A 23,776-nucleotide genomic window follows, 5' to 3' on the forward strand; every position below is an offset into this window, starting at 1 on the left:
GTCAGGAAAAAGGTAACCCGGTAGTGCAAGAAAATTCACAGTCAAAAGTTTCAGTAAATGCCGCCCAACAGCGCAAAGGGCGCATGATTTTTTTACTGTTGGCAGTATTTTTTACCGTGCCATTGGTGGTAGTCGTGGCGATGATCAAATTTGACTGGCGACCTAGCGGTAAAAGTTATGGCCAGTTGATTCAACCGCCAGTGTCGCTGGCTTCCAGCACGCATTGGGTAAATGATCAACAGCAGGCCATGCCAACCTTCTGGCAAGATAAATGGAATATTGTCCTCATCGCAGGCGAATGCGATACACGTTGTATGCAGCGGTTGCATGACTTAAGACAAGTGTATGTATCGCTGTATAAAGACATGATCCGTGTGCAGCGCGTGCTTATCACACAACAGGCTGATACCAGCAAGATTCGTGAACGGTACCCTGATCTGTTGATTATCAATGGCGAGTCTGCACAGGTAACCGCCTTGGGTCGCATGCTGAGTGGTGGCGGGCAGAACACACTGGATGCGCAGCGGGTATATTTCATTGATCCGCTAGGCAATATCATGATGCAGTATCCGCTTGAGCAGGAAGCCAAATGGATACGCAAAGACTTGACGAAGCTGCTGAAGGCTTCGTGGGCGGGTTGAGTATGTTCAGGTCTTTAAGTGTTGTGGCTGTGCTGCTGGCGTTTTGTGTCGTGGTATTAGGGTCATATGTACGATTATCTGATGCAGGATTGGGTTGCCCAGACTGGCCTGGCTGTTATGGCGCCTTATCCGTGCCGCAAAGTGAATCCGCAATCCACTCTGCGCAGCAGGCATTTCCGGATAAGCCGCTAGAACACGCGAAAGCCTGGAAAGAAATGGCCCATCGTTATCTGGCCGGAAGTCTGGGCCTGGTTATTTTAGGTCTGGCCTGGCTAGCGTATGTGAACAGGCTAAAAATAAAAACTTCATGGCAGTTATCGGTTGCCCTGGTCGTGCTGGTTTTTTTACAGGCACTGCTGGGTATGTGGACTGTGACACTGTTACTTAAGCCGGTAATTGTGACCTTACATTTACTGGGCGGGATGACGACCCTGGCGCTACTATGCTGGATCGCCGTACGCAATAATGCGCAACCATCCATCGCTTTGCCAACAGCACAGCAATGGTGGTTACGCCTGGCGCTGGTGGTATGGTTTTTACAGGTGATGCTGGGTGGCTGGACCAGCAGTAATTATGCGGCGCTCGCTTGTACCGACTTTCCCACCTGCCATGGCTTGTGGTGGCCCGATATGGATTTGCACGATGCATTCCACCTGACGCGGGCACTGGGAGAAAGCCGGGATGGCGGGCAATTGCACCTGAATGCTTTGACCGCTATTCAATGGATACACAGACTGGGTGCGCTGGTCGTGCTGGGTTGGGGCATCGTCAGCGTCAAGATTTTGTTACAGCGTCAAAACGCCAGAACCTTGGCGTGGACACTACTGCTGGTTTTGCTTTTACAAATCGGTGTCGGTATCGGCAATCTGTTACTGCAACTGCCATTAGTGCTGGCTGTATTGCATAACGCCGGCGCAGCGTTGCTGGGCATCTGCCTGGTGACAGTCAATGCGAGATTAATGAATACGTCTTATTAGAAAAGTTGGGGGATTAGTCATGCAAAGTATTTGGGTTACACAACTGACATCGGCCAAAATGAGCTTGCGCAATTTTTATGCGCTGTGCAAACCGCGCGTCACGGCATTAATTGTTTTTACCGCAATCATCGGCATGTTTATGGCCACGCCTGGCATGGTGCCCTTACAGATATTATTAGCGGCAACTGTGGGCATTGCGTTTGCCTCAGGTGCTGCAGCGGCGTTTAACTGTTTAATCGAACACAAGATTGATGCCATGATGGCCCGCACGCGTGCGCGTCCGATTCCTACCGGCCAGTTATCGCAGATGGAAACCCTGTTATTCGCCAGTGTGCTTGGTGGCATAGGCCTGAGTATTTTGTATTACTGGGTGAACCCGCTGACCATGTGGCTTACACTGGGGACGTTTGTCGGTTATGCCGTTATTTACACGGTGTTTCTGAAACCGGCAACGCCTATGAATATTGTCATTGGTGGCGCATCAGGTGCAATGCCTCCAATACTTGGCTGGGCAGCAGTGAATAACACCGTGTCGCCAGAAGCTTTGGTCATGTTCCTGATTATTTTTGCATGGACGCCACCACACTTCTGGGCACTGGCTTTATATCGCCGAGAAGAATATGCCAAAGTGGGCATGCCTATGTTACCGGTAACCCATGGTGAGAAATTTACGCTGCTGCATATTTTGCTATATACCGTGATCCTGATTGTCGTGTCTTTAATGCCTTATGGCTTAGGCATGAGTGGCTGGCTGTATCTGGCGTCGGCAGCAGGTCTGAATGCGGTATTTCTTTACTATGTAGTCAGCCTCTATCGTCGCTATTCTGACGATCTGGCCAAAACCACTTTCAAATATTCTATTCTTTACCTGAGCCTGATATTTGCGGCGCTATTGCTGGATCACTATTTGATTTAGATCGTAAAGTACTTAATTAGCTTTGGTGGCAGCATGTTGCAATGCTGCCATTTTTGTTTCAGCGCCCAGCATAGGATATGCCTTTTCTTGCAGCATCTGCAAATCCAGCTGCTCGAGTAATGAGCTGAATATGGCCGGTTTTCCATGCAGAAAACCCTGTATAAAATCGCAATTGATAACCTTGAGTATGCTCTCCTGCTGCGCATTTTCCACGCCTTCGGCAATCAGTTGCATATTCAGCTCATGTGCCATCTGGATGATGGAGCGGCACAGGATAAAGTCATAGTTATCCACGCCCAGATTATTGATAAAGGACTTATCGATCTTAACGTAATCAATATGGTATTTTTTAAGGTAACCCAGTGCAGAATAACCGGTGCCGAAGTCATCAATCGATAATTTAATGCCCGCCTGTTTAAGCGTTTTTAAAGTGTCCTGAATCACTTTTGAAGGCTCGAGCAACAACCCTTCAGTAATTTCAAAACAGAACAGTTCGCAAGGAATATTCGAGCGCTCAAGGCGTTTGATAAACGCCATTAAATGCTGTGGATGCGCAAACTGTATCGGTGAAATGTTGAGGCTGATCTGGATACCCTGCAAACGCATTGGGTCTATGGTCGACAAGTCATGCAGCACTTCATTAAATATCCATTTGCCGATCTCGATAATAATGCCCGATTCTTCCGCAATTGGAATAAACACACTTGGCGGAATATTGCCACGTGTTGGATGTTGCCAGCGGATTAGCGCCTCCGCTTTAATCAGCGAAATATCCTGCAGGCGATAAATAGGCTGGTACACCAGATGCAACTCGTTATTTTCAATGGCTGAGCGCAGGTCATGCGTCAGGGAAATGCGTTCCCTGATTTCCTGCTGCATGGTTTGGGTAAAGAACTGGTACTGGTTTTTACCGGCACGCTTGGCCGCGTACAAAGCCTGGTCGGCGTACATCATCAGGGTTTCGGCAGAGTCACTATGGTCAGGGAACACCGCAATACCAATACTGGCGGTGACAAAATACTGGTTATCGTCGATATGAAAAGGCGAGCGCACAGTCTCTACAATTTTGGCGCCGATGTCGTGCAATACCTTGATATTTTTGAGTTTGGGAATTACCACTACAAACTCATCGCCACCCAATTTGGCGGTGGTGTCGCCATCTCGTACGCAGGATTGAATGCGTAACGCTGCATTCTGCAACAGACGGTCACCCACTGCATGTCCGGCAATATCATTCACATCCTTGAATCCGTCCAGGTCAATCAGCAGTAAGCCCAATTGCTATTGTGATTGCTGGCATTCCTGAATCGATTTCTCCAGGCAATCCTGTAGTAAATAACGATTAGGTAATTGTGTCAGGTAATCATAATTGGCTTGCCGCCAGATCTGTTGACGTACCTCGGCTTCACGCCGTTGCGCGCGCTGGTAGAAACGCCAGAGCTGATGCACCAGCAGCATGCATGCCAGGGCAAGTATTGTTATGCCAGCTTCAACTGCCAACTGACTAAACAACCCCGGGTTGGTGGCTGACGTTTCTGGTGCAAGGGTTGCTGCTGTCGCCTGACCGGTGAATGGCATGGCGGTGAGCAACATTGTTTGAATGATTTTCTTGAGTGGGTTATCCATACCAATCAATCTGTATTTGCAAATGATGGCCTGGTAAACCCTTATCGGCACTGAATCTCAGGCCATGCTAAAAAAGACACACCAGGAGTTAACTTGATTAACGGCAGGTTGGCTTAAAACTTTAGGTGGAGGTAAAAGTTTTTTATCAGACGCCTGCAGCGTGGCTGCAGGCGTGATTGAGACGGGATACTTGCTGGAATTATTTACCGGATAAGCAGGTTTTCATAAACGCTTTACGTTCGTCACCTTTTAAAGCTTTGGTTTTTGCATCTGCGTTACACGTCTTCATTTTATTCTGCTGTGCAGTCAGGCCGGAGTCTGCACTATCAGCAGATAAACAGGTTTTCATAAACGCTTTGCGGTCATCCCCTTTTAACGCTTTGGTGCTGGCATCTGCATTGCAGGTTTTCATTTTTTCCTGTTGCGGGCCTGCTGAAACTGAAAGACAGAATGAGGAAAGCAGTAGCGCAAGAACCAGTTTTTTCATGAAATTCTCCTAACAAATTATGAATTATGATGATAAATGATTCAGGCTGCCAGAATGCGAGCCTGACCACGCCATTCTGACACAGAGCAGGATCATCGGGGTGGAATAAAAAAGCCCGGTCATTAACCGGGCTTAAACGTACGCAATGAATGCTTATTGAACAGGTACGCTATGCAATGTGCCTGCTTTCATATCAGGGATCAATAAGGATTGGCCATCTGCTGACAAGCTGATATCTGCCGCGGACTGGTAGCCCTGGATGATGCGTTGCGGTGTAGCTTTAGGCTCAGTGAGCTGCCAGACATTGCCGCCCGCCCAGTCGCTCACATACAGGTGACCATGCGTATCACGAACCAAACCATCAGCGCCACCAAAGCCCTGGTTAAGCAAGGTCACGGAAGCTTTTTTGCCGCCTAACTGTACCCTGAACAATTTGCCTGTGCCAAAGTCAGCCACCAGTAAACTGTCGGCACCATCCATCAGCAAGCCATTTGGACGTTTGATACCGGCATTCGCTTTAAGCACTTCAGTCACTTTACCAGCGGGTGTGATTTTGAAGATGCCAGCACTTTTGCCATTGTCATCGCCACTGTCCGAGACATATACATTGCCCAGGCCATCGATTTCAATGTCATTTAAGAACACTGGTTTGCGCGGAAAAGCTGAAGTAGCAGCAGTCACCGTTTGCTTGCCAGTTTGCGCGTCAACACTCACCACTCTATCTACATCTGCAACATACAGCTGGCCATTGAGCATATCCAGGCCTTTAGGATCATTCAGGCCTTCTGCCAGTGTTTTGCGGGTGCCATCAGCTTCGATCTGGGTGATTTTCCCATCACCAGCTTTACCGAATTCACCAATCTCCGAGATATAGACGACGCCATTCGGTGCGGCAAATACAGATTCCGGCATGGCGAATCCGGTCAAAGTCGTCTCGCCTGTATGAGTGCTGGGCGCGGCGGCCGCGGCAGATTTACCCTGTGTTTTGCCATCATAGCTCACACGGTAAATCACGCCATTGTAGTCATCCGAAACCAGCAATGAGCCATCCGGCAATTGCAGTACGTCATTCGGGCGGCCCCATACTTCACCTTCGGCACTTAGCCAGCCATCAATAAATACTTTGGTTTCCTTAACCTGCTTCTGCTCGTCGAAAGTCACGCGGACCAGCTGGTAACCGACAGGCTCTTTACGGTTCCATGAACCGTGCTGTGCGATGACGGCATTGCCCTGGTATTCGCTTGGAAATTGCTTGCCGGTATAAAATTTGAAGCCGAGGTTGGCACTGTGTGCCTGGAATTCAGCCACTGGTTTCGTCACTGCTGCAGGTGGCGTTTTGCTTTTCCAGTTAGGGTCACGCGCATCGCCGCCGGCAAAGTAAGGAAAACCAAAATGCAGGCCGGCTTTAGGTGCCGCATTTAACTCATCATGCGGGATATCTGCGCCAAGCAAGTCGACACCGTTATCGGTAAAGAACAAGGTATTCGTGCCAGACTGAAAATCCAAACCGACGGAGTTTCTTACCCCTTTGGCAAATGTTTCCACCTGGCTGCCATCTGGATTCATGCGAATAATGGAAGCTTCAATGCCGGTCGGATCGCAAATATTGCAAGGCGCACCGATAGTGACGTACAACTTGTTATCCGGGCCGGTCGCGATATAACGCCAGCCGTGATGCGCTTTATTCGGTAATTTGTCATAGACCACTTCGCGCATGGCCTTAAATGGCAAGGTCAGATCAAAGTCTGGTGCAGCATAACGTGTGATGCGGTGCTGTTCGGCCACATACAAATGTCCATCTACCATGGCGACACCATTACCAACATTCAGGTCATCCAGAATCGCTACTACCTGATCGGCTTTGTGATCTTTGTTTTTATCGACCACTGCATACACTTTATTACCACGGGTGCCTACATAGACGTTGCCGTTGGTACCCAGTGTCATCTGGCGTGCACCGGGCACTTCAGCGTAGACATCGACTTTGAAACCGTCAGGCACGCGCAATTTGCTCAGGTTGTCCCGCACATCCTGAATATCCGCCCAGGCTGACATTGACAGGGTTGCGAATATGGAACCGATCAGGCCTTTTATCAGCTGATTTTTCATCACGTTTTCCTCTTCTCCAAAAATATTGCATTCAATACAAGTGTGGTATGAGTAGTCTACTCAGGCTGAGGCTCGCTGGTAAGTTTAAAAATATGAAATCGTTGCCTATTTCTATGTCTTATTAGGTGAATAAAGTCATTTAGGGGTATTATTTATGCCTAATCAATCACATAGTATAAATATATGAGCAATGCTGACTGTTGGTATGCCCACGACCGCGATAAAACCATTGCGCTGTTATCCAGCCAGACCCGCAGTGAAGGGTTTACGCTGACTGCGCTGGATGGCGTCAAACTCATGCGCTGGAATCGGTCGATTCCGCGTAGCCCGGTTTTTTACGAGCCGAGTATTGTATTCGTTTGTCAGGGCCGCAAAATCGGCTACCTCGGCGGAGAGGTTTATCAATACAATCCGCAACAGTTCCTGATTTTATCGGTGCCGCTGCCATTCGAGAGTGAAACCATCGCTTCATTGGAAGAGCCCTTGCTGGCGATTTCCATCCGTATCAATCTGGCCATGATCTCTGAGCTTCTATTGAGTGTTGAGCATGACACGCCGATGAAAATTAATGGCAAGAGTGGCATCACATCTACACCACTGGACGCACGTTTATCAAATGCGGTGGTCAGACTGCTAGAATGTCTGCAATCGAAAACCGAAGCAACGGTATTGGGCCAGGCGATTATTCGCGAGATTCATTACCGAATCTTGCAGACATCGCAGGCCTCGGCCATTTTGGCGGCGCATAGCACGCACAATAATATAGGTAAGATCAGCAAGGCGTTGCGGCTGATCCATTCTGAGTATGACAAAGAGCTGAATGTGGACAAGCTGGCCTCGGAGTCGACCATGAGCGTACCTTCGTTTCATGCGGCGTTCAGGGATGTGACGGCTACTTCACCTATCCAGTACCTGAAAATGACCCGCTTGCATAAAGCACGGTTGCTAATGGTGCAAGACGGTTTAAGTGCCACCCTGGCGGCCAGCAAGGTGGGTTACGAAAGTGCCTCGCAGTTTAGCCGCGAGTTCAAGCGTATGTTTGGCAAAAGCCCGATGGAAGAGGTCAGTGCAGTACGTAGTGCCCTGATTACTACCCCGAGTGATGTGGATGCCAGATATGTCACGGTGCAACAGTAGACCTTGAGTTAGTGACAGGAAAACTCATAGCTTTAGGCAATCATTCAAGAAGAGCTGGCAATTATTATTGCAGTGATTCTTTTAGACTTTAATGGTTATTGTCGGCAAGCTTGAGCTTGATTCCGGCGGTGATTCCAAGTTTCAATAAAAATATGGAGAACGCGACATGGCACTCACTTTTAAAACAGCCGCCTATGGTGTACAAAACGCAACCACCCCGGTTGCGCCTATGAGCATAGACCGCCGTGAACCTGGTCCGCACGATGTCCTGATAGATATTGAATATTGCGGTATCTGCCACTCCGACATTCATCAGGCCAGAAATGAATGGGGTGGTGGCTCTTTGTACCCTATGGTGCCGGGCCATGAAATCGTGGGTCGCGTCAGCAAAGTCGGCGACCATGTGAATAAATTCAAGCTGGGGCAATTGGTTGGAGTCGGCTGTCTGGTCGACTCCTGCCGCCACTGCGAAGACTGTGGTGCCGGTGAAGAGCAATATTGCAATGAGTCCGTATTTACCTACAATTCAAAAGATACCCGCCATGGTGGCCTGACGTTTGGCGGTTATGCCGAACGCATTACCGTGGATGAAAATTTCGTGGTCAGCGTACCGGAAAACCTGGATACCAAAGCAGTCGCGCCATTATTGTGCGCGGGCATTACCCTGTACTCTCCACTGAAACACTGGAATGTGCAGCCGGGCCAGAAAGTCGGCATCATCGGCCTTGGTGGTTTGGGTCATATGGGCGTGAAACTGGCGGCAGCCATGGGCGCGCATGTTGTCATGATCACCACCTCGGCCAGTAAAGCAGCGGATGCCACTAAACTGGGTGCGCATGAAGTGCTGATTTCAAAAGATGCCGATGACATGGCTAAACATACTGCCAGCTTTGATCTGATCATAGACACGGTACCGGTGGCGCATGACCTGAACCCTTATATCGGCTTGCTCAAACGCGACAAAACTATCGTCCTGGTTGGTCCGCTGGATCCGGTGGAAGTGCATGGCGCCAACCTGATTACCAAACGCCGCCAGGTCGCTGGCTCATTGATCGGCGGTATTGCAGAGACGCAAGAAATGCTGGATTTCTGTGGCAAGCACAACATCGTCAGTGATGTTGAAATCATTGATGCCAATTACATCAACGAAGCTTACGAACGCATGCTAAAGAGCGACGTGAAATACCGTTTTGTGATTGATATTGCTTCGTTCAATGCTGCTGCAAAAGCATAGATTAAAGACGGTATAGTAATTTAGAGCGCGATTGAATTTGCGGTCTAGATTTTGCCATATTTAGATAGTTTAAGATTTTGGCAGCGCATTAAGAATTGCACAGGCCAGTCAAGAAGCAAAAAGGTTTGCATGGAATGCAATACAAATTGGGCCGTTTGAAGGCATAAACTAAAGGTCGGTGTTAAGATGGTTATCTGTTCATTTTCCATTTAGCGCATGCTTGCAGAAAAACCTCCTCAGGGCCTGATATCACTCGTGATATCGATTCTTGCCTACATCTCCCTCACTCAAATTGACAAGGTGATGCACATTGGCCAGCAAGAGTCGCTGGTGGTTTCAATTATCTTTGTAGTGTTGATTATCAACCTCGCATTCCAGCTGTCGTTCCAGGTCGAGTATGTTGCGGAACGACTGAAAGAGCCTTATGGCACCATGATTCTGACCATCAGCGCGGTCATTATTGAAGTGGTGATCATCGTCATGATGTTAAGCCATACCTCTTCTACCACGCTGGCCAGGGATGCGATTTATTCGGCAGTGATGCTGGATATCAATGGCATTCTCGGGTTATGTGCGATCGTTGGTGGTATCAAGTATGGCGAGGTGGAATACAACGTTAACTCGGGCAATACTTATATTGTCATGATCATGACGGCGCTGGGGATTTCGATGGTATTGCCGGCGTTTTTGCCGCCTGAACACTGGCGTATATATTCGATGTTTACGATCATCACCATGAGTGTGTTTTATGCGCTGTTCCTGAAAATGCAGACAGGCCGTCACCGTAACTATTTCAGCTACCGTGACCAGCATAATAAAGACGGGCTGGGCGAGATGGCATCCCGCAAAACCATCGTAGATGTCAGGCTGGCGATTGTGTATATTCTGGTCGGTATCATCACCATAGGCCTGCTGTCAGAAGAGATGAGCATGCACATGGATTCCGGGCTAAACGGGAGTGGTGTGCCGCCGATTGTGGCTGCAATTGTCGTGGCGGTTATTGCTGCCAGCCCTGAGGTATTGACTGCGCTGAAAGCAGCGGTGAATGACCGCATGCAAACGGTCGTGAATATTGCGCTGGGGGCAACGCTTTCAACTGTCATTCTGACGGTGCCGGTGATTGAGGCGATCGCCCTGATCCAGAATAAACCACTGATCGTTGGCCTGTCTCCAACGCAGATGGTCATGACGTTTTTAACTTTGGTGGTCGCGACCATCAACTTGCACGATGGCGAAACCAATGCCATTGAAGGCATGACGCATTTTGTATTATTTATGGCGTTTGCCATGCTGGCAACGCTAGGCATGTAGAAAAAAATGCTACAAGAATGAAGTTCTACAAGAAAGTTTTGTAAAATTAAGCGCCATTCAAATGGCGTTCGCATGAGTGAATGATGAGTACCCTCCTGGAATTACTTCAACAATACGGCCTGCTGATTATATTCGCCAATGTGCTGCTAGAGCAGCTAGGTTTGCCGCTGCCCGCTTACCCTACACTGTTGCTGTCGGGCGTGCTGATTGCCAATGGCCAATACAGTCTGGGCACTTTGCTGGCAGTGGCCGTGATCGCCGCCCTGATTGCGGATTCCATCTGGTATATGGCTGGCCGCAAATACGGTAAAAAAGTGATGGGGAAGTTATGCAAGATTTCGCTTTCACCAGATACCTGTGTCAGGCAAACCGAATCGCTGTACCTGAAACTCGGTCCACCAGCCTTGCTGGTGTGTAAATTTATTCCGGGCTTTGCTTCTATTTCCAGCGCGCTGGCTGGCTCTTCCGGCACGCGTTACCTGGTCTTCGTCATCATGGATGGTTTGGGCGCTGCATTGTGGGCAGGGACAGCGCTGTGGCTAGGTAACCTGTTCAGCTCTGCCATTGACGAACTGATGTCTACACTGGTGCAGATGGGTAAGTGGGGCACATTGCTGGTACTGGCGTTACTCGCCGCATTTATCGCATACAAGTGGTGGGACAGGCAGCGGTTTATCAAAAGCCTGCGGATGGCGCGTATCAGTATTGAAGAGCTCAACGAAATGCTGGATAAAGGCGCGGCGCCCGTGATCCTGGATACGCGTGCTCCCCACCTGGTAGATGACGGCTGGATTCCAGGCGCGCAGTTTATTACCCTGGAAGATGTGGATAACCTGGTGCTGGATATTGATGCAGATGCCCCGGTGGTCCTGTATTGCTCCTGCCCGAATGAAGTCACGGCGGCCAAAGTCGCCAAGAAACTGATCAACCGTGGTTACCGCAATATCCGGCCATTAAGCGGCGGGATCGATGCCTGGCGGGATGCCGGTTATATTATCAGCCTGCCGCCGGCAAAGGACGTCAATGTTTAATGTAGTTGGTATTGCCCTCAAGCGGCCATATACCTTTGTGGTGATGGCGCTGCTGATCCTGATCGTCGGCACACTGTCAGCGGTGCGCAGCCCGGTTGATATTTTTCCTGAAATCCGTATTCCTATTGTCGCGGTGGCCTGGCAATACAGCGGTTTGCCGCCTGATGATATGGCCGGACGTATCACCACGCTGTACCAGCGCAGCTTGACCACCACCGTCAACGATATTGAGCATATCGAGGCGAATTCGTTTAACGGCTTTGCCATCGTCAAAATCTTTTTCCATCCCGGCGTCAATATTGCGACTGCCAATGCGCAGGTATCGGCGATTTCACAAACCGTCACCCGGCAAATGCCGACCGGCACCACGCCACCGTTGATCCTTAATTACAATGCTTCCACGGTGCCTATTTTGCAGATTGCACTGTCCGGCAAAGGCCTCACCGAGCAAAACCTGGCTGACCTGGGTTTAAATGCAGTGCGCATCCGCCTGGTCACTGTGCCCGGGGCCGGTGTGCCATTTCCGTATGGGGGTAAAAGCAGGCAGATCCAGATTGACCTGAATCCGCCTGCACTACAGGCACGTGGATTATCAGCGCAGGACGTGTCAAATGCCCTGGCTGCGCACAACCTGGTCGTGCCGGTGGGTACGCAAAAAATTGGTAGCATTGAATACACACTTAACCTGAACAATGCCGCTTCAGATGTTGATGAGCTGGCCAATATCCCGGTTAAGGTCGTCAATGGGACTACCATTTACATGCGCGACATTGCGCAAGTACGCGATGGCAGTCCGCCACAGACCAATATCGTACACGTGGATGGCAACCGTTCGGTATTGATGACCATCCTCAAGAATGGCGCGATTTCTACACTGGCGATTGTGGAAGGTATCAAAGACAAGCTGGAAGAAATCAAGCCCAGCTTGCCAGATAGCCTGGTTGCGACGCCGATCAACGACCAGTCACTGTTTGTGCGCGCCGCTATTCACGGCGTGGTGTTTGAGGGCGTGCTGGCGGCCATTTTAACCAGCTTGATGATATTGCTTTTTCTTGGTAGCTGGCGGTCTTCGCTGATTATTGCGACATCGATTCCGCTTTCGATCCTGGGTGCCATTATCGGTTTATCGATTGCCGGTGAAACCTTAAATATCATGACGCTTGGCGGCCTGGCATTGGCGGTTGGTATCCTGGTTGATGAAGCCACGGTTACCATAGAAAATATTAACTGGCACCTGGAGCAGGGCAAGCCGGTAGAGCAATCTATCCTTGATGGCGCGGCGCAAATTGTGACGCCTGCATTTGTCTCGCTACTATGCATCTGCATTGTGTTTGTCCCAATGTTTTTCCTCGAAGGCGTGTCGCGTTACCTGTTTGTGCCTATGGCCGAGGCGGTGATGTTTGCGATGGTGAGTTCGTTTATCCTGTCGCGTACGCTGGTGCCTACCATGGCAAATTACATGTTGAAACCGCATGTCCATGGTGATGAGCATGGGCCAGTCAGCCGCAACCCGTTGGTGCGTTTCCAGCGCAGTTTTGAAGCAGTTTTTGAACGCATGCGCCTGTCTTACAAAGGTCTGCTGGAGCTGGCGATTGATCATAGCCGATTGTTCATGGGCGGCTTTATGTTGATTGTACTGCTATCTTTTTTGCTGACCCCGATGCTGGGCAGTAACTTCTTCCCGGCGGTGGATAGCGGACAAATCCTGATGCATGCGCGCGTGCCTGTTGGTACCCGCATTGAAGAGACGGCCAACCGTTTTGCCAATATCCAGGCAGCTATTAAAAAAGTCATTCCTGCGGATGAAATCCTGACCATCGTCGACAACATCGGCATGCCTATCAGCAGCATCAATATGACCTATAACAACACCGGCGTCATCGGTACGCAGGATGGCGATATCCAGATTGCGCTGAAACCGGAGCATGCCCCAACAGCTGAATATATTCGCACCTTGCGCGAAACATTGCCCAAGCAATTTCCAGATACGACATTTTCGTTCCCGCCAGCTGATATCGTCAGCCAGATCCTGAACTTTGGGTCACCGGCACCGATCGATATCCAGATACGTGGCGGCAAGCTGGCGGATAATTTTGAATATGCCAATCAGTTACTGGCGAAAATACGCACCGTGCCTGGCGTGGTCGATGCACGTATCCAGCAATCGCGCAGCCGTCCCGCATTTGATATCAATCTCGATAAAACCCGCGCACAGGAAATCGGCATCAGCACCCGGGATGTCACCAATAGCATGGTGATCAATATGGCAGGCAGCTCACAGGTATCACCGACATACTGGCTAAACCCTGCCAACGGCGTGACTTATCCCATCGTGTTGCAAACCCCGCAATATCAGCTTGATAGTCTGAATACGCTTGCGAACCTGCCTGTCAGTGGCAATAACGGACAAACCCAAACCTTAGGCGGCCTGGCGATATTCAAGCGCAATGTAGGTAACGCGGTTGTCAGCCAGTACGATATCCAGCCCATGGTGCAGATACACGCCAGTACCCAGGATAGAGACTTGGGCGCAGTCGCCGCCGACATTCGCGAGATTCTCGAGAACAGCAAAGACAAAGTACCCAAGGCTACCAGTGTCGTGATGCTTGGTCAGGCATACACCATGGACCATGCCTTTACCAGTTTATTTTTCGGCTTATTGGGCGCCATCGTGCTGATTTACCTGTTGATTGTGGTTAACCTGCAATCCTGGAGTGATCCGTTCGTGATCATTACCGCATTACCGGCTGCGCTAGCCGGCATCGTCTGGATGCTATTTATGACTTACACGCCGCTTTCCGTACCTGCGCTGACTGGCGCGATTATGTGTATGGGCGTGGCGACTGCCAACAGTGTGCTGGTCATCAGTTTTGCGCGCGAACGGCTGGATGAGCTTAAAGATGCTACCGCAGCTGCTATTGATGCCGGCTTTGTACGTTTCCGCCCGGTGCTAATGACTGCGCTGGCAATGGTGATCGGTATGACGCCGATGGCATTAGGCCTCGGTGAAGGCGGGGAGCAAAATGCGCCACTCGGACGCGCGGTCATCGGCGGTTTGATTTTTGCTACCGTCGCTACCTTATTATTTGTGCCGGTGGTCTTTAGCGCCATACACAGGAAAACACACTTTACCCCTGTCAGCACCTCTACAGGAGAGACTCATGACCACTAACTCCCACCACGCTTCGCGCCGGTTGAAAATGGGCGGCTTGCTGCTGGCCTTGATTGCCGCAGGCATTGTCATTATTGGCATGTCTACCCGTGCCAGCCATGATGACAAACTTAAAGACTGGACTGACAAGCAGGCGGTGCCTACCGTAAGTGTCAGCCATCCAGGTGGAGCGGTTGACGGTAGTCAGCTGATTTTGCCGGGGCGCTTTGAGGCATTTTCACGTGCACCGATTTATGCCCGCGTTAGCGGTTACCTCAAAAACTGGAAAGTCGATATCGGCGGTTCAGTCAAAGCCGGGCAATTATTAGGCGAGGTGGAAACGCCAGACCTTGACCAGGAACTATTGCAGGCGAAGGCTGATCTGGCGAGTGCGCAGGCAAACGTTAGCCTTGCAGAGACTACTGCCAAACGCTGGCAGGATATGCTGAAAACCCAATCAATAGCGCGGCAGGAAGTCGATGAGAAACAGGGCGATTATTTAAGTAAACAGGCGCTGGTAAAAGCGGCTGAGGCCAATGTGCAGCGCTTGCAGGCACTTAAAGGTTTTGCCAGCATCGTGGCGCCGTTCGATGGTTCAGTGACTGCACGTAATACGGATACGGGTGCTTTGATCAATGCTGGTAGTAGCGGCAGTACAGCATTGCCATTATTTGAAGTGTCCAACACACGCAAACTGCGTTTATATATCAATGTGCCGCAGAATTACGTCAGCCATATCAAACCTGGCGGTAAAGCGACTTTCAGTGTGCCAGAGTATCCCGAGAGCAGTTTTGAAGCCACCATCCAATCTACCTCCGGCGCCATTAATACTTCGTCAGGTACAACGCTGGTGCAATTGCTGGTTGATAATGCAGCAGGCAAGTTTTTGCCGGGCGGTTTTGCCAATGTGAACCTGCAAATGAAGGATGCCGCTGGCATTTTAAGCATTCCTGCCAGTGCATTGATTTTTGACCAGAATGGCTTGAAAGTCGCCACCGTTGGCGCCGACCAGAAAGTGTCTCTGAAAACCATCACCATTGCACGTGATTTGGGTAAAACGCTGGAAATACAGACCGGCCTTACGGCTAATGACCGGGTGATTGAAAACCCGCCGGATGGCGTTACTGACGGCACATTGGTGAATGTAGCCACCGCAGCTGATCAGCCATCAAAAGAGCAGGCCCAGCCAGCGAAGTAATTTAAGCCAGTCAAAGTATTTAAGTTGAATGACATTGGCTATTAGATTGATCGTTTAATGGATTAGTCAGGAGTAGCTAGTCTGTGCAAGTCACATTGCCAGATTTAGCGCGCCAGAATTAACCAGATACTTAATGCAGTAGCAGATAAGCTTAAAAAAACATTCACCGCCGGTGGTAACCAGAACAGGTGACCGCGCGGTTTTTCCTGTTGACCAAGGGACTTACAGAATACGACAAACTGCATCGCAGATAATAAAGCGGTCAATGCGCCAATCAGGATAAAGCCAACGCCGATGAACAATGAGACGGTGCTTTGTGACTCTGCAAGCCGGGCATCAATATTCATTAGCTTGATGAACAGGCCAAATCGTTCAATCACAAATCCTAGTCCCATCAAGGCAATGGATGTGCGTTGCCAGGCAAGTAAAGTGCGCTCGGCAGCAAAATAAACGCGTGGGTCATCAAGGTAAGACATGAAAAGTATTCTCGCAATCACTGATTAATCGTGCCATTTTACGACTTATCCAGGCCGCATGCCTGGATAAGTTTCTCGCAGTGACGCGATTGCGGACGCTAAACTAGCTTGATGGAAACAAAGTTAAGCTGCTATACAAACAGGCTTATACCGAGGACAGCCAGAATAGCAACACCGATAGCAAGAATCAGGAAAATAAAGAAAAATACTTTTGAAATTTTTGCTGCACCAGACTCAACGCTGCGAAAACCCAGCGCACCTGCAATCAGGGAAATAACTAAAAATATCAGCGCATAGTAAAGCATGTTCCGGCTCCTTTATAGTGTATTAATATTTATATAATTTATATAATATGATGGTAAATGTTTTAAAGCTGTTGTCATCATAAGAGCTGAATCTAGTGTTGAGTATAGGACTTTGCTGGATTAAAGGTAAGAATCAGCCTACGGCAATACGCTACCTACCAGCCCAGTTCGCTAGTAATAAAAAACATGTGAAAATCACCAGAGTCTATATTTAATGCGGTGATTGGCTGGGTTCTGAGTTGAAGATATGAAGCGGTCCAGGATTGAGATTATCTGACACAGCTTATTTAATTTTTATCCATCATTCATTGATAATTGCGGGCTATTGAGCTAAATCAGCATGCCAGAACTTGCTTGAAAACAAAACTTGAGACATAACCGTTTCATGGTAAAAGCATGGCCAAGCCAGTTTTTCTACAAAACAAACTTACCCGAATATCCGGCAATGAACAGGGTATTTAGACCGTATTTCCAAGACGCTGTCATTAATTTGGGACGATATAATTCGCCTCTTGTTTTATAAAGATTGCCTGCAACAAGCTTGATTGCAAGAACCTGGTGACGGGAAAGCAGATTCGCTAGAGCCAGCTTGCTAGAAATATAACAACACTACAAGAAATATAACAATGTCTGATTATAAAAATCTGGTAATTAAAATATTGTATTGGTCAGGTGTTTCGCTGCTACTCAGGCTGGTGTGGATCTCATACGTACTAATCAAATTATTTCCGATAGTCTCTTTGGTATTAGTCAGTTTGTTCAGTGTGATTTTTTTTATTAAATAATCACTCGTCTTCGCTGAATGCATTGTGAAAGTCTTCTGCTTCAATCACTTCTTTGGCGCGCATTTTCTGTATAAAAACAATGCCTTCCCTGGTCATCTGGCCCTTGCTTGATCGCCTGCCTTCGCCTATGTCGCCATTGGCGGTAAGGGGTAAGCGGAATACCTCCTGATGGTACCTAAGGCTCGCTTCGCCCAATCCTATTCTTTTGCATTTTTCCAGGTCTAAAACTGTGATCAGGTAATAGTTGGAACCTCTGGGATTGATTACGCGTTTCAAGTCTATCACCCCTATCAGCTCAGTCCCTTTTAAGACCGAAATCTCTTCACCCGTTGCATCGAGCTTTATCGTATAAGTTAGGCCATCCTTGGCGACAAATTCTTTTTGGTGCATACAAAACATCCTTAGTGGGCTATTCGTCTTAAACACATCTGCTCTCAAACTTCATCATACATCAGGCTAAACTTTTTTCATCTGGTCTTTCACCTAGTCTGCAGCATCACTTGAAGTGAAGTTCTTATTAATACATGGGCATAAATGCAACTTTGAGAATTAAGCTTTAAAAATGAGGTTACTCTTGATGTGAATATTTGTTAATAGATAGTAAACTATGTTGCAAGGAATGTTTAAATTCAATTTGGATGCAGCTTGATAAGCTCAAACGTCGATGGCAGAAACCGTATTTTTCAGTCTTGAAGGGATTAAAGTCAGTGATACACAGTTTATCGCTGATGGGCAAACCTATGCGATTGATACAGTCACTGCTGTACAGCATGGATTGATAGAGCCAAAGCGCACATTCTCAACCATCTGCGTGCTATCAGGATCATTCCTGATGATTTTTGAAGATATCTTCATGTTTGTCGGTGGCTTTTCGATAGCGCTCGGCTTGGTGGCCTGGTTCACTGCACAGACCCTGTATGCTGTGGTTATTCATACCGAGGAAGGTGAGAAGCAGGCGTTAACCAGCACTAATAGCACTGATGTGGATCGAGTGATTCGCGCACTGAATACTGCGATTATTAATAGAGGCTAACATCAAAATAATTTTAGAAACCAACCGGTGTGAGTCATTGTTTTAATTCTTCGTCTGTATAAGGGCTACCTGTTCTCCTTCCCTTGTTATTCGAGTTTCTTTTAAAATATTGCCGCACTTGGTAAGTCGCAATACATGAATGCAGCCTGCAAAGCAGCTTTGTATTGCACCATCGTGCCGACATTATCTTGTAATATCAATCCTGAATTTGATGGGAGCGTAATTAATAACAAGAGCTGTTATGTAAACAACCACTTCTGAAGCTTCTCAGGGTGGACTTGGCATAGATTTGGCGCTAGTGAAAGTATGCTGAAATTATATGACGGCACCGTCAGTTGTTTCAGTAAAGGGCGCAATAAGGGAAGCCAGTTTACGATCACGTTGCCTTTGTGGAAGGACAAGGTTTTGCACGAAAACAATACCGACATAGTTGAATTAAAACAGCAAAAGAAAATATCCGTGCTGGTAGTTGATGACAATGTAGATGCGGCTACTACACTAGCTTCATTTATAGAGTTGTATGGTCATGAAGTAATGGTTGAGCACGACTCTTTAAAAGCGCTCGAGTTGATTGAAGCCACTTTGCCGATGGTCTGCGTGCTGGATATAGGCTTGCCGAAAATGGATGGCTATGAGCTTGCACAACGTATTAAAGCCAATAAAGCCATGTCACATGCCACTTTGATCGCCGTCACCGGCTATGGCACGGAGGATGATAAAAAGGCTGCATTTCTGGCAGGCTTTGATCACCACCTAGTCAAACCAGTAGATTTTGAAATGCTGATTCAGCGCATTGATGAGGCTGGCGAGAAGACTACTGCGTAGCTGGAATCAGGATGACAAAGTATTTTTAATATTATTCGCTGCCTTGATCCCGCTAGAAAATCGTATTGGGATATCTCTTAAAGACAGCCAACGCTAAGGCATTCAAATAGATCGCCTTGCCGCAAATGTTAAAAGCTTTTTAGTTTTAATTGGACAAACCTCACTTTTACTCAGCTGCCCAGCAGCTTAGCCTTGTCATTGCAGGTTTAACTTCACACAACTATATTGGAATAAATATTGTCTAGTGGTTATGGCTGAGTAAATGTTGCTCATATATACAGATCTGTAGCCAGCAGATTTTGCACTTTGGGAGGATTTGCCATGCCAGTTGCCGACCATGGAGACTTTCTGGACTTTGCTTTATTTTCGCGGTTTGCATTGAGTAAAATTCAAGACTGGATTACCTGTATCAATAGCGCAGGCGACATTATTTATGTGAACGAGGCGGCGTATACAGCGCTTGGTTATACCAAAGAAGAAATTTATAAACTCAAAATTTTTGATATCGATTTGAGTTACACACCTGAGGTTTGGGCTGCACATTTAGAGCGGCTAAAAGCGCTGGGTTCGCGGACATTTGAAACGCAACATCGAAAAAAAGATGGTCAATTCTTACCGGTTGAAATCAACTCCAACTACATTGAGTATCAAGGCCAGGAGTATAACTGTGCGGTAGTGCGGCCTATCTTTGATCGTAAGCGTGCCGAAACGCGCGAGCATATCAAAAATCATGTGCTGGATCTGGTGGCGCACAATGCCCCTTTGAAAAGCATACTTGCGTATCTTGTGCGCGGGGTAGAAGAAGAAAATCCTGAACGTTTTTGCTCTATCCATTTGCTGGATAAGAATAAGCAACTCCTGAAAAATTATGTCGCTCCAAGCTTGCCGCCAGGCTATTCCGCAGCGATAGAGAATTTACAGGTTGGTCCTGATATAGGTTCGTGTGGCACTGCTGCATTTGAAGGCAGGCCGGTGTATGTCGAAAATATACAGACCGATCCGCGCTGGGAAGGTTACAAAGAACTTGCTGCCAAGTATGGGCTGGCCTCTTGCTGGTCGGTGCCGATAATTGTGGACGACAACGATGTGGCGGGCACTTTCGCGATTTATCACAAAGCGCCGAAAACGCCTTTGGCGGCGGATATTGAGCAACTGGAATATCTTTCCAACCTGGCCCGTATCGCTATCGAGCGTCATCGTACTGCAGAAGAGTTACGGCTGTCAGATTCTATCTTTAAAAATACCAGTGAAGCCATGCTGGTGCTGGATATTAATGGCATCATCATTGCGACCAATCCGGCTTTCACCAAGATATCCGGCTATGACTCATCTGAAGTCATCGGTCACCATCCTGTCACGTTTGGCTCGCCCAGGCATGACCGGGATTTTTATGAGGCCATTCGCAAAGACCTGCAGGATAACGGTTCATGGCGTGGAGAAATATGCGGCATTAAAAAAACCGGTGAAGAATATATCAACTGGGTAACTGTCAACACCACTAACGATGACAAAGGGCGGCCGTTCAGGCGCGTGGTACTGTTTTCGGATATTACCGAGAAAAAGAAACATGAAGAGCGCATCTGGTATGAAGCGAATTACGATGCGCTAACCCATTTGCCAAACCGCCGTTTATTCCAGGAACGCCTGCAACAAGAGGTGTTCCGTGCCAATCGCCTGGGCACCAAAGTCATCTTGCTTTACCTGGATCTGGATGGTTTCAAGGAAGTAAACGATGCCATGGGCCATCAAGGCGGCGACCAGTTATTGATTGAAGTCGCGCGGCGGCTTAACCAAGTGATACGCGTGACGGATTGCACTTCGCGGTTGGGTGGCGACGAATTCACGGTAACTCTGGTCGATGTGCACGAATATCAAACCGCGATCAAGGTCGCCACCTCTATTCTTGAGTTGTTGCAGGCGCCGATTATGGTCGATACGCACGCCACTTATATCTCGGCCAGTATCGGTGTCACTGTCTACCCCGACGATGCAGCCGATGCCTCCAGCCTGATTAAAAATGCCGACCAGGCAATGTACGAAGCCAAAAAGCTGGGTCGCAACCAGTATTCTTTTTACACCCGGGAAATGCAATATGTGGCAACCCGTCGCTCTGAGCAAAAGCGTGAGTTACGCAGCGCATTGCTGAATAACGAATTCGAAATTTATTATCAACCGGTGGTCGATCTTAAAACCGGCAATGTGACAAAAGCCGAAGCCCTAATCCGCTGGCAGCACAGTACCATGGGCATGGTCAGTCCGGCAGAGTTTATCCCTCTGGCGGAAGAGACTGGGCTGATCCATGAAATAGGCAGCTGGGTACTCATAGAGAGTTTGGCGCAGGCGCTGAAATGGCGTACCCAATTTCACCCGGATTTCCAGATCAGCGTCAACCTCTCACCGACGCAATTCAAAAACACTACTTATTTCGACAGATGGTTCACCCTGCTTGCTTCAGCGGCCAATACCAATAACTGCCTGTGCGTAGAAATTACCGAGGGCGTGTTGCTGGATGCCTCCCAGAAAACAGCCAAACAACTGATGCGTTTCCGCGAAGCGGGGATAGAAGTTGCAATTGATGACTTTGGCACCGGTTATTCTTCGCTGGCTTATATCAAGCGCATTGATGTCGATTACCTGAAAATTGACCGTACATTCATTACTAATATAGCCGCTGAATCTACTGATTTCCCCCTGGTTGAAGCCATCATCATGATGGCGCATAAATTAGGATTGAAAGTCATTGCAGAGGGTGTAGAAACTGAAGCGCAATTGGAACTGTTAAACAGCATGGGCTGCGATTTTATCCAGGGATATTTCTATTCAAAACCCTTGCCGCAGGCTGTTTTTGAAACCTGGCTTTTGGCGAGGAAAAGGTAATGGGTTGCAGTTTGGTTTTAACATTGACTTGTAGAAAAGTGCTAACAAAATCTTGATCATGAATAAGCCCGCTTATAAAAATAACCCTATATTTATCGCAAGAATAGTTACAGCAAGAAATATTCAAATTTTTACTCATGGAAAGATGCATGTCTTTAGCAATGAAATATGGGGTATTTTTGCAATACATTGATATTAATGAATATTTTCCTGTCTTTCCTGGTAGTTTGTTCACCATAAAAAAATAACTAAATACTCTCCTTTGTGTAGTTTTCACATCCATTATTTGTATGAAACTGTGGTAAACAATAGTACACTCTGATGTTTATAATTCGATAATAAAGGTTGTTATGGTCAGTCACTATGAAGAGCAGTTTAGCGAACCTGATCGTATTTCGGCCTTACGTAAACTGCTTATCTTAGACTCCCCTTACGAGGCTGTTTTTGATGCCATTGCATTGCTGGCTTCCCAGGTTTGCGGGATGCCAATCGCCCTGATCAGCCTGGTAGATAGTGAGCGACAATGGTTTAAGGCACAGGTTGGTTTAGAGGGTGTGAGGGAAACTAGTCGTGAACTGGCGTTTTGTGCGCATACCATCCGTGAAAATAGCTTGATGGAGATCAAGGATGCAACCAAAGATAGCCGTTTTCTGGATAATCCACTGGTAACAGGCCATCCTAATATTGTTTTTTATGCTGGTGCGCCGATTGCCCTGCCTCTAGGGGAAAAGATTGGTACTGTGTGTGTGATTGATACTAAACCAAATGCACTGAATGATATGCAGAAACAGGTGTTGACTGGCCTCGCAAACATCACAACAAAAGCCTTGCTTGCGAGAAGAATTTCCCTGCAAGAGTTGAATAAAGTAGCGACTCAGCACACTAATCAGCCTGTATAGGTGCTTATTTAAGCTCGGCCGATCATCTCCTCTTACTTTTCCTCTGGCTTGCTTCATCGTTAGATATTGAACGCTTCGTTATTTATTCGCTGCTGATTGTGCGGAACTGACCAGACACATTCACCATCTGTCACGCAAATAAAGTCACCTGCTTTATTCTCCATCACAAACCCGCCGGTAAAGTCACCAAAAGAGGGCAGCAAAGTCATGCCTTCCTGGTGGTGAAAGCACGGCAAAATCAGGCGCTGCCGACCCTTGCCCAGCAAACGGAAAGTAGGGTGGATATGGCCAGCAATCACATGATGTGTAGGGTGGGGTGCGGGAATATGTTGCAACGCAAAATCGCCCATCAGGTAAGGCTCACCCACTGTTTCAATATTCAAATCCGCTGGCGGGTCACCGGCATTTTTATCGTGATTGCCGCGTACCAGGATACATTTCATCGATTTATGTTGCGCACGCCAGTGTCTTAACGCTGCCAAAGTGGCCGGTGCATGCGACTTGGGCGCATGCAGGAAATCTCCCAGGAAAATCAGTTGCTCGGTCGGGTAAGCAGATAGCAGTGCGTTCAGTCGTTGAAGGTTTTGGCTAGTGGTGCCTTGTGGCACAGGTTGACCCAAGGCACGGTATGCCGCGGCCTTGCCGAAGTGCGCATCTGCGATCAACAGCGCTTTCTGCTGCGGCCAGTAAATGGCTTTGTCGGCGAGTAACAGAAAAGTGGTTGAGCCTATGTTTAAAGGGTATTCATTTTTCATCAT

At 48.1% G+C, this 23,776-nt stretch carries 21 protein-coding genes; 13 read left to right on the forward strand and 8 right to left on the reverse strand.

Annotated elements, in window-relative coordinates; translation table 11 throughout:
• Positions 1 to 23: 23 nt before the first annotated feature.
• Genes ASG24_RS08560 through cyoE form a run of 3 tightly spaced genes read left to right on the forward strand, consistent with a single transcriptional unit; the run spans position 24 to position 2,534 of the window.
• A complete protein-coding gene (locus ASG24_RS08560; protein ID WP_055827712.1) occupies positions 24 to 641 on the forward strand; it encodes a hypothetical protein in 618 nt (205 codons plus the stop codon).
• Between the two features lie 2 nt (positions 642 to 643).
• Positions 644 to 1,618 (forward strand): heme A synthase, encoded by a 975-nt coding sequence (locus tag ASG24_RS08565; protein ID WP_055870214.1) that lies wholly within the window; start codon positions 644 to 646, stop codon positions 1,616 to 1,618.
• Positions 1,619 to 1,637: 19 nt separating this feature from the next.
• Positions 1,638 to 2,534, forward strand: a complete 897-nt coding sequence (cyoE, locus tag ASG24_RS08570; RefSeq protein WP_055870217.1) for a heme o synthase — start codon at positions 1,638 to 1,640, stop codon at positions 2,532 to 2,534.
• A gap of 12 nt (positions 2,535 to 2,546) precedes the next feature.
• Here cyoE and ASG24_RS08575 read toward each other — a convergent pair whose 3' ends face one another.
• The 4 genes from ASG24_RS08575 to ASG24_RS08585 form a co-directional block, all read right to left on the reverse strand.
• Positions 2,547 to 3,812 (reverse strand): bifunctional diguanylate cyclase/phosphodiesterase, encoded by a 1,266-nt coding sequence (locus tag ASG24_RS08575; protein ID WP_235562362.1) that lies wholly within the window; start codon positions 3,810 to 3,812, stop codon positions 2,547 to 2,549.
• Between the two features lie 3 nt (positions 3,813 to 3,815).
• On the reverse strand, positions 3,816 to 4,160 hold the full coding sequence (locus ASG24_RS14810) for a GGDEF domain-containing protein (RefSeq protein ID WP_235562363.1): 345 nt from the start codon (positions 4,158 to 4,160) through the stop codon (positions 3,816 to 3,818).
• A 199-nt stretch (positions 4,161 to 4,359) separates the two neighbouring features.
• On the reverse strand, positions 4,360 to 4,647 hold the full coding sequence (locus ASG24_RS08580) for a PsiF family protein (protein WP_055870220.1): 288 nt from the start codon (positions 4,645 to 4,647) through the stop codon (positions 4,360 to 4,362).
• A gap of 153 nt (positions 4,648 to 4,800) precedes the next feature.
• On the reverse strand, positions 4,801 to 6,756 hold the full coding sequence (locus ASG24_RS08585; RefSeq protein ID WP_200936995.1) for a PQQ-dependent sugar dehydrogenase: 1,956 nt from the start codon (positions 6,754 to 6,756) through the stop codon (positions 4,801 to 4,803).
• Positions 6,757 to 6,939: 183 nt separating this feature from the next.
• Here ASG24_RS08585 and ASG24_RS08590 point away from each other — a divergent pair, with 183 nt between their 5' ends.
• The 6 genes from ASG24_RS08590 (at position 6,940) to ASG24_RS08615 (ending at position 15,818) form a co-directional block, all read left to right on the forward strand.
• Positions 6,940 to 7,893: an AraC family transcriptional regulator gene (locus tag ASG24_RS08590; RefSeq protein ID WP_055827703.1), complete on the forward strand. Its 954-nt coding sequence runs from the start codon at positions 6,940 to 6,942 to the stop codon at positions 7,891 to 7,893.
• A 166-nt stretch (positions 7,894 to 8,059) separates the two neighbouring features.
• Positions 8,060 to 9,127 (forward strand): NAD(P)-dependent alcohol dehydrogenase, encoded by a 1,068-nt coding sequence (locus ASG24_RS08595; protein WP_055827700.1) that lies wholly within the window; start codon positions 8,060 to 8,062, stop codon positions 9,125 to 9,127.
• A gap of 216 nt (positions 9,128 to 9,343) precedes the next feature.
• Positions 9,344 to 10,438: a calcium:proton antiporter gene (locus ASG24_RS08600; RefSeq protein ID WP_055827698.1), complete on the forward strand. Its 1,095-nt coding sequence runs from the start codon at positions 9,344 to 9,346 to the stop codon at positions 10,436 to 10,438.
• An 83-nt stretch (positions 10,439 to 10,521) separates the two neighbouring features.
• Positions 10,522 to 11,469: a DedA family protein/thiosulfate sulfurtransferase GlpE gene (locus ASG24_RS08605; protein ID WP_055870228.1), complete on the forward strand. Its 948-nt coding sequence runs from the start codon at positions 10,522 to 10,524 to the stop codon at positions 11,467 to 11,469.
• Complete coding sequence (locus ASG24_RS08610; RefSeq protein WP_055870231.1) at positions 11,462 to 14,641, forward strand: efflux RND transporter permease subunit; 3,180 nt, start codon at positions 11,462 to 11,464, stop codon at positions 14,639 to 14,641. Before ASG24_RS08605 ends, ASG24_RS08610 begins: the two co-directional genes overlap by 8 nt.
• Positions 14,631 to 15,818, forward strand: a complete 1,188-nt coding sequence (locus ASG24_RS08615) for an efflux RND transporter periplasmic adaptor subunit (RefSeq protein ID WP_055870234.1) — start codon at positions 14,631 to 14,633, stop codon at positions 15,816 to 15,818. The genes ASG24_RS08610 and ASG24_RS08615 overlap by 11 nt, the downstream gene beginning before the upstream one ends.
• Positions 15,819 to 15,922: 104 nt before the next feature.
• Here ASG24_RS08615 and ASG24_RS08620 read toward each other — a convergent pair whose 3' ends face one another.
• From ASG24_RS08620 to ASG24_RS08625, 3 genes are all read right to left on the reverse strand, one after another.
• Positions 15,923 to 16,294, reverse strand: coding sequence for a YidH family protein (locus tag ASG24_RS08620; RefSeq protein ID WP_055870237.1), 372 nt, complete (start codon positions 16,292 to 16,294; stop codon positions 15,923 to 15,925).
• 131 nt (positions 16,295 to 16,425) lie between these two features.
• Positions 16,426 to 16,599 (reverse strand): DUF1328 domain-containing protein, encoded by a 174-nt coding sequence (locus ASG24_RS14420; RefSeq protein ID WP_082488040.1) that lies wholly within the window; start codon positions 16,597 to 16,599, stop codon positions 16,426 to 16,428.
• 785 nt (positions 16,600 to 17,384) lie between these two features.
• Positions 17,385 to 17,774 carry a hypothetical protein gene (locus tag ASG24_RS08625; protein ID WP_055870240.1) on the reverse strand — a complete coding sequence of 130 codons (390 nt, stop codon included), beginning with the start codon at positions 17,772 to 17,774 and terminating at the stop codon, positions 17,385 to 17,387.
• Positions 17,775 to 18,048: 274 nt separating this feature from the next.
• Here ASG24_RS08625 and ASG24_RS08630 point away from each other — a divergent pair, with 274 nt between their 5' ends.
• The 4 genes from ASG24_RS08630 (at position 18,049) to ASG24_RS08645 (ending at position 23,018) form a co-directional block, all read left to right on the forward strand.
• Positions 18,049 to 18,417 carry a DUF6232 family protein gene (locus ASG24_RS08630; RefSeq protein ID WP_055870243.1) on the forward strand — a complete coding sequence of 123 codons (369 nt, stop codon included), beginning with the start codon at positions 18,049 to 18,051 and terminating at the stop codon, positions 18,415 to 18,417.
• 306 nt (positions 18,418 to 18,723) lie between these two features.
• A complete protein-coding gene (locus ASG24_RS08635; RefSeq protein WP_055870246.1) occupies positions 18,724 to 19,242 on the forward strand; it encodes a response regulator in 519 nt (172 codons plus the stop codon).
• Positions 19,243 to 19,563: 321 nt separating this feature from the next.
• Complete coding sequence (locus tag ASG24_RS08640; RefSeq protein ID WP_055870249.1) at positions 19,564 to 22,119, forward strand: EAL domain-containing protein; 2,556 nt, start codon at positions 19,564 to 19,566, stop codon at positions 22,117 to 22,119.
• 350 nt (positions 22,120 to 22,469) lie between these two features.
• Positions 22,470 to 23,018, forward strand: coding sequence for a GAF domain-containing protein (locus tag ASG24_RS08645; protein WP_055870252.1), 549 nt, complete (start codon positions 22,470 to 22,472; stop codon positions 23,016 to 23,018).
• A 59-nt stretch (positions 23,019 to 23,077) separates the two neighbouring features.
• Here ASG24_RS08645 and pdeM read toward each other — a convergent pair whose 3' ends face one another.
• Positions 23,078 to 23,776 carry a ligase-associated DNA damage response endonuclease PdeM gene (gene pdeM, locus ASG24_RS08650; protein WP_235562364.1) on the reverse strand — a complete coding sequence of 233 codons (699 nt, stop codon included), beginning with the start codon at positions 23,774 to 23,776 and terminating at the stop codon, positions 23,078 to 23,080.

It is taken from the genome of Methylophilus sp. Leaf414 (assembly GCF_001425425.1).
GTDB lineage: Bacteria > Pseudomonadota > Gammaproteobacteria > Burkholderiales > Methylophilaceae > Methylophilus.

What these genes read in the sequence shown, in the direction of transcription:
- ASG24_RS08565 (WP_055870214.1), top strand. Translation starts at nt 644, where the DNA reads ATGTTCAGGTCTTTAAGTGTTGTGGCTGTGCTGCTGGCGTTTTGTGTC.
- cyoE (WP_055870217.1), top strand. Translation starts at nt 1,638, where the DNA reads ATGCAAAGTATTTGGGTTACACAACTGACATCGGCCAAAATGAGCTTG.
- ASG24_RS14810 (WP_235562363.1), bottom strand. Translation starts at nt 4,160, where the DNA reads ATGGATAACCCACTCAAGAAAATCATTCAAACAATGTTGCTCACCGCC.
- ASG24_RS08580 (WP_055870220.1), bottom strand. Translation starts at nt 4,647, where the DNA reads ATGAAAAAACTGGTTCTTGCGCTACTGCTTTCCTCATTCTGTCTTTCA.
- ASG24_RS08585 (WP_200936995.1), bottom strand. Translation starts at nt 6,756, where the DNA reads ATGAAAAATCAGCTGATAAAAGGCCTGATCGGTTCCATATTCGCAACC.
- ASG24_RS08590 (WP_055827703.1), top strand. Translation starts at nt 6,940, where the DNA reads ATGAGCAATGCTGACTGTTGGTATGCCCACGACCGCGATAAAACCATT.
- ASG24_RS08595 (WP_055827700.1), top strand. Translation starts at nt 8,060, where the DNA reads ATGGCACTCACTTTTAAAACAGCCGCCTATGGTGTACAAAACGCAACC.
- ASG24_RS08600 (WP_055827698.1), top strand. Translation starts at nt 9,344, where the DNA reads ATGCTTGCAGAAAAACCTCCTCAGGGCCTGATATCACTCGTGATATCG.
- ASG24_RS08605 (WP_055870228.1), top strand. Translation starts at nt 10,522, where the DNA reads ATGAGTACCCTCCTGGAATTACTTCAACAATACGGCCTGCTGATTATA.
- ASG24_RS08610 (WP_055870231.1), top strand. Translation starts at nt 11,462, where the DNA reads ATGTTTAATGTAGTTGGTATTGCCCTCAAGCGGCCATATACCTTTGTG.
- ASG24_RS08615 (WP_055870234.1), top strand. Translation starts at nt 14,631, where the DNA reads ATGACCACTAACTCCCACCACGCTTCGCGCCGGTTGAAAATGGGCGGC.
- ASG24_RS08620 (WP_055870237.1), bottom strand. Translation starts at nt 16,294, where the DNA reads ATGTCTTACCTTGATGACCCACGCGTTTATTTTGCTGCCGAGCGCACT.
- ASG24_RS14420 (WP_082488040.1), bottom strand. Translation starts at nt 16,599, where the DNA reads ATGCTTTACTATGCGCTGATATTTTTAGTTATTTCCCTGATTGCAGGT.
- ASG24_RS08625 (WP_055870240.1), bottom strand. Translation starts at nt 17,774, where the DNA reads ATGCACCAAAAAGAATTTGTCGCCAAGGATGGCCTAACTTATACGATA.
- ASG24_RS08630 (WP_055870243.1), top strand. Translation starts at nt 18,049, where the DNA reads ATGGCAGAAACCGTATTTTTCAGTCTTGAAGGGATTAAAGTCAGTGAT.
- ASG24_RS08635 (WP_055870246.1), top strand. Translation starts at nt 18,724, where the DNA reads ATGCTGAAATTATATGACGGCACCGTCAGTTGTTTCAGTAAAGGGCGC.
- ASG24_RS08640 (WP_055870249.1), top strand. Translation starts at nt 19,564, where the DNA reads ATGCCAGTTGCCGACCATGGAGACTTTCTGGACTTTGCTTTATTTTCG.
- ASG24_RS08645 (WP_055870252.1), top strand. Translation starts at nt 22,470, where the DNA reads ATGGTCAGTCACTATGAAGAGCAGTTTAGCGAACCTGATCGTATTTCG.
- pdeM (WP_235562364.1), bottom strand. Translation starts at nt 23,776, where the DNA reads ATGATGAAAAATGAATACCCTTTAAACATAGGCTCAACCACTTTTCTG.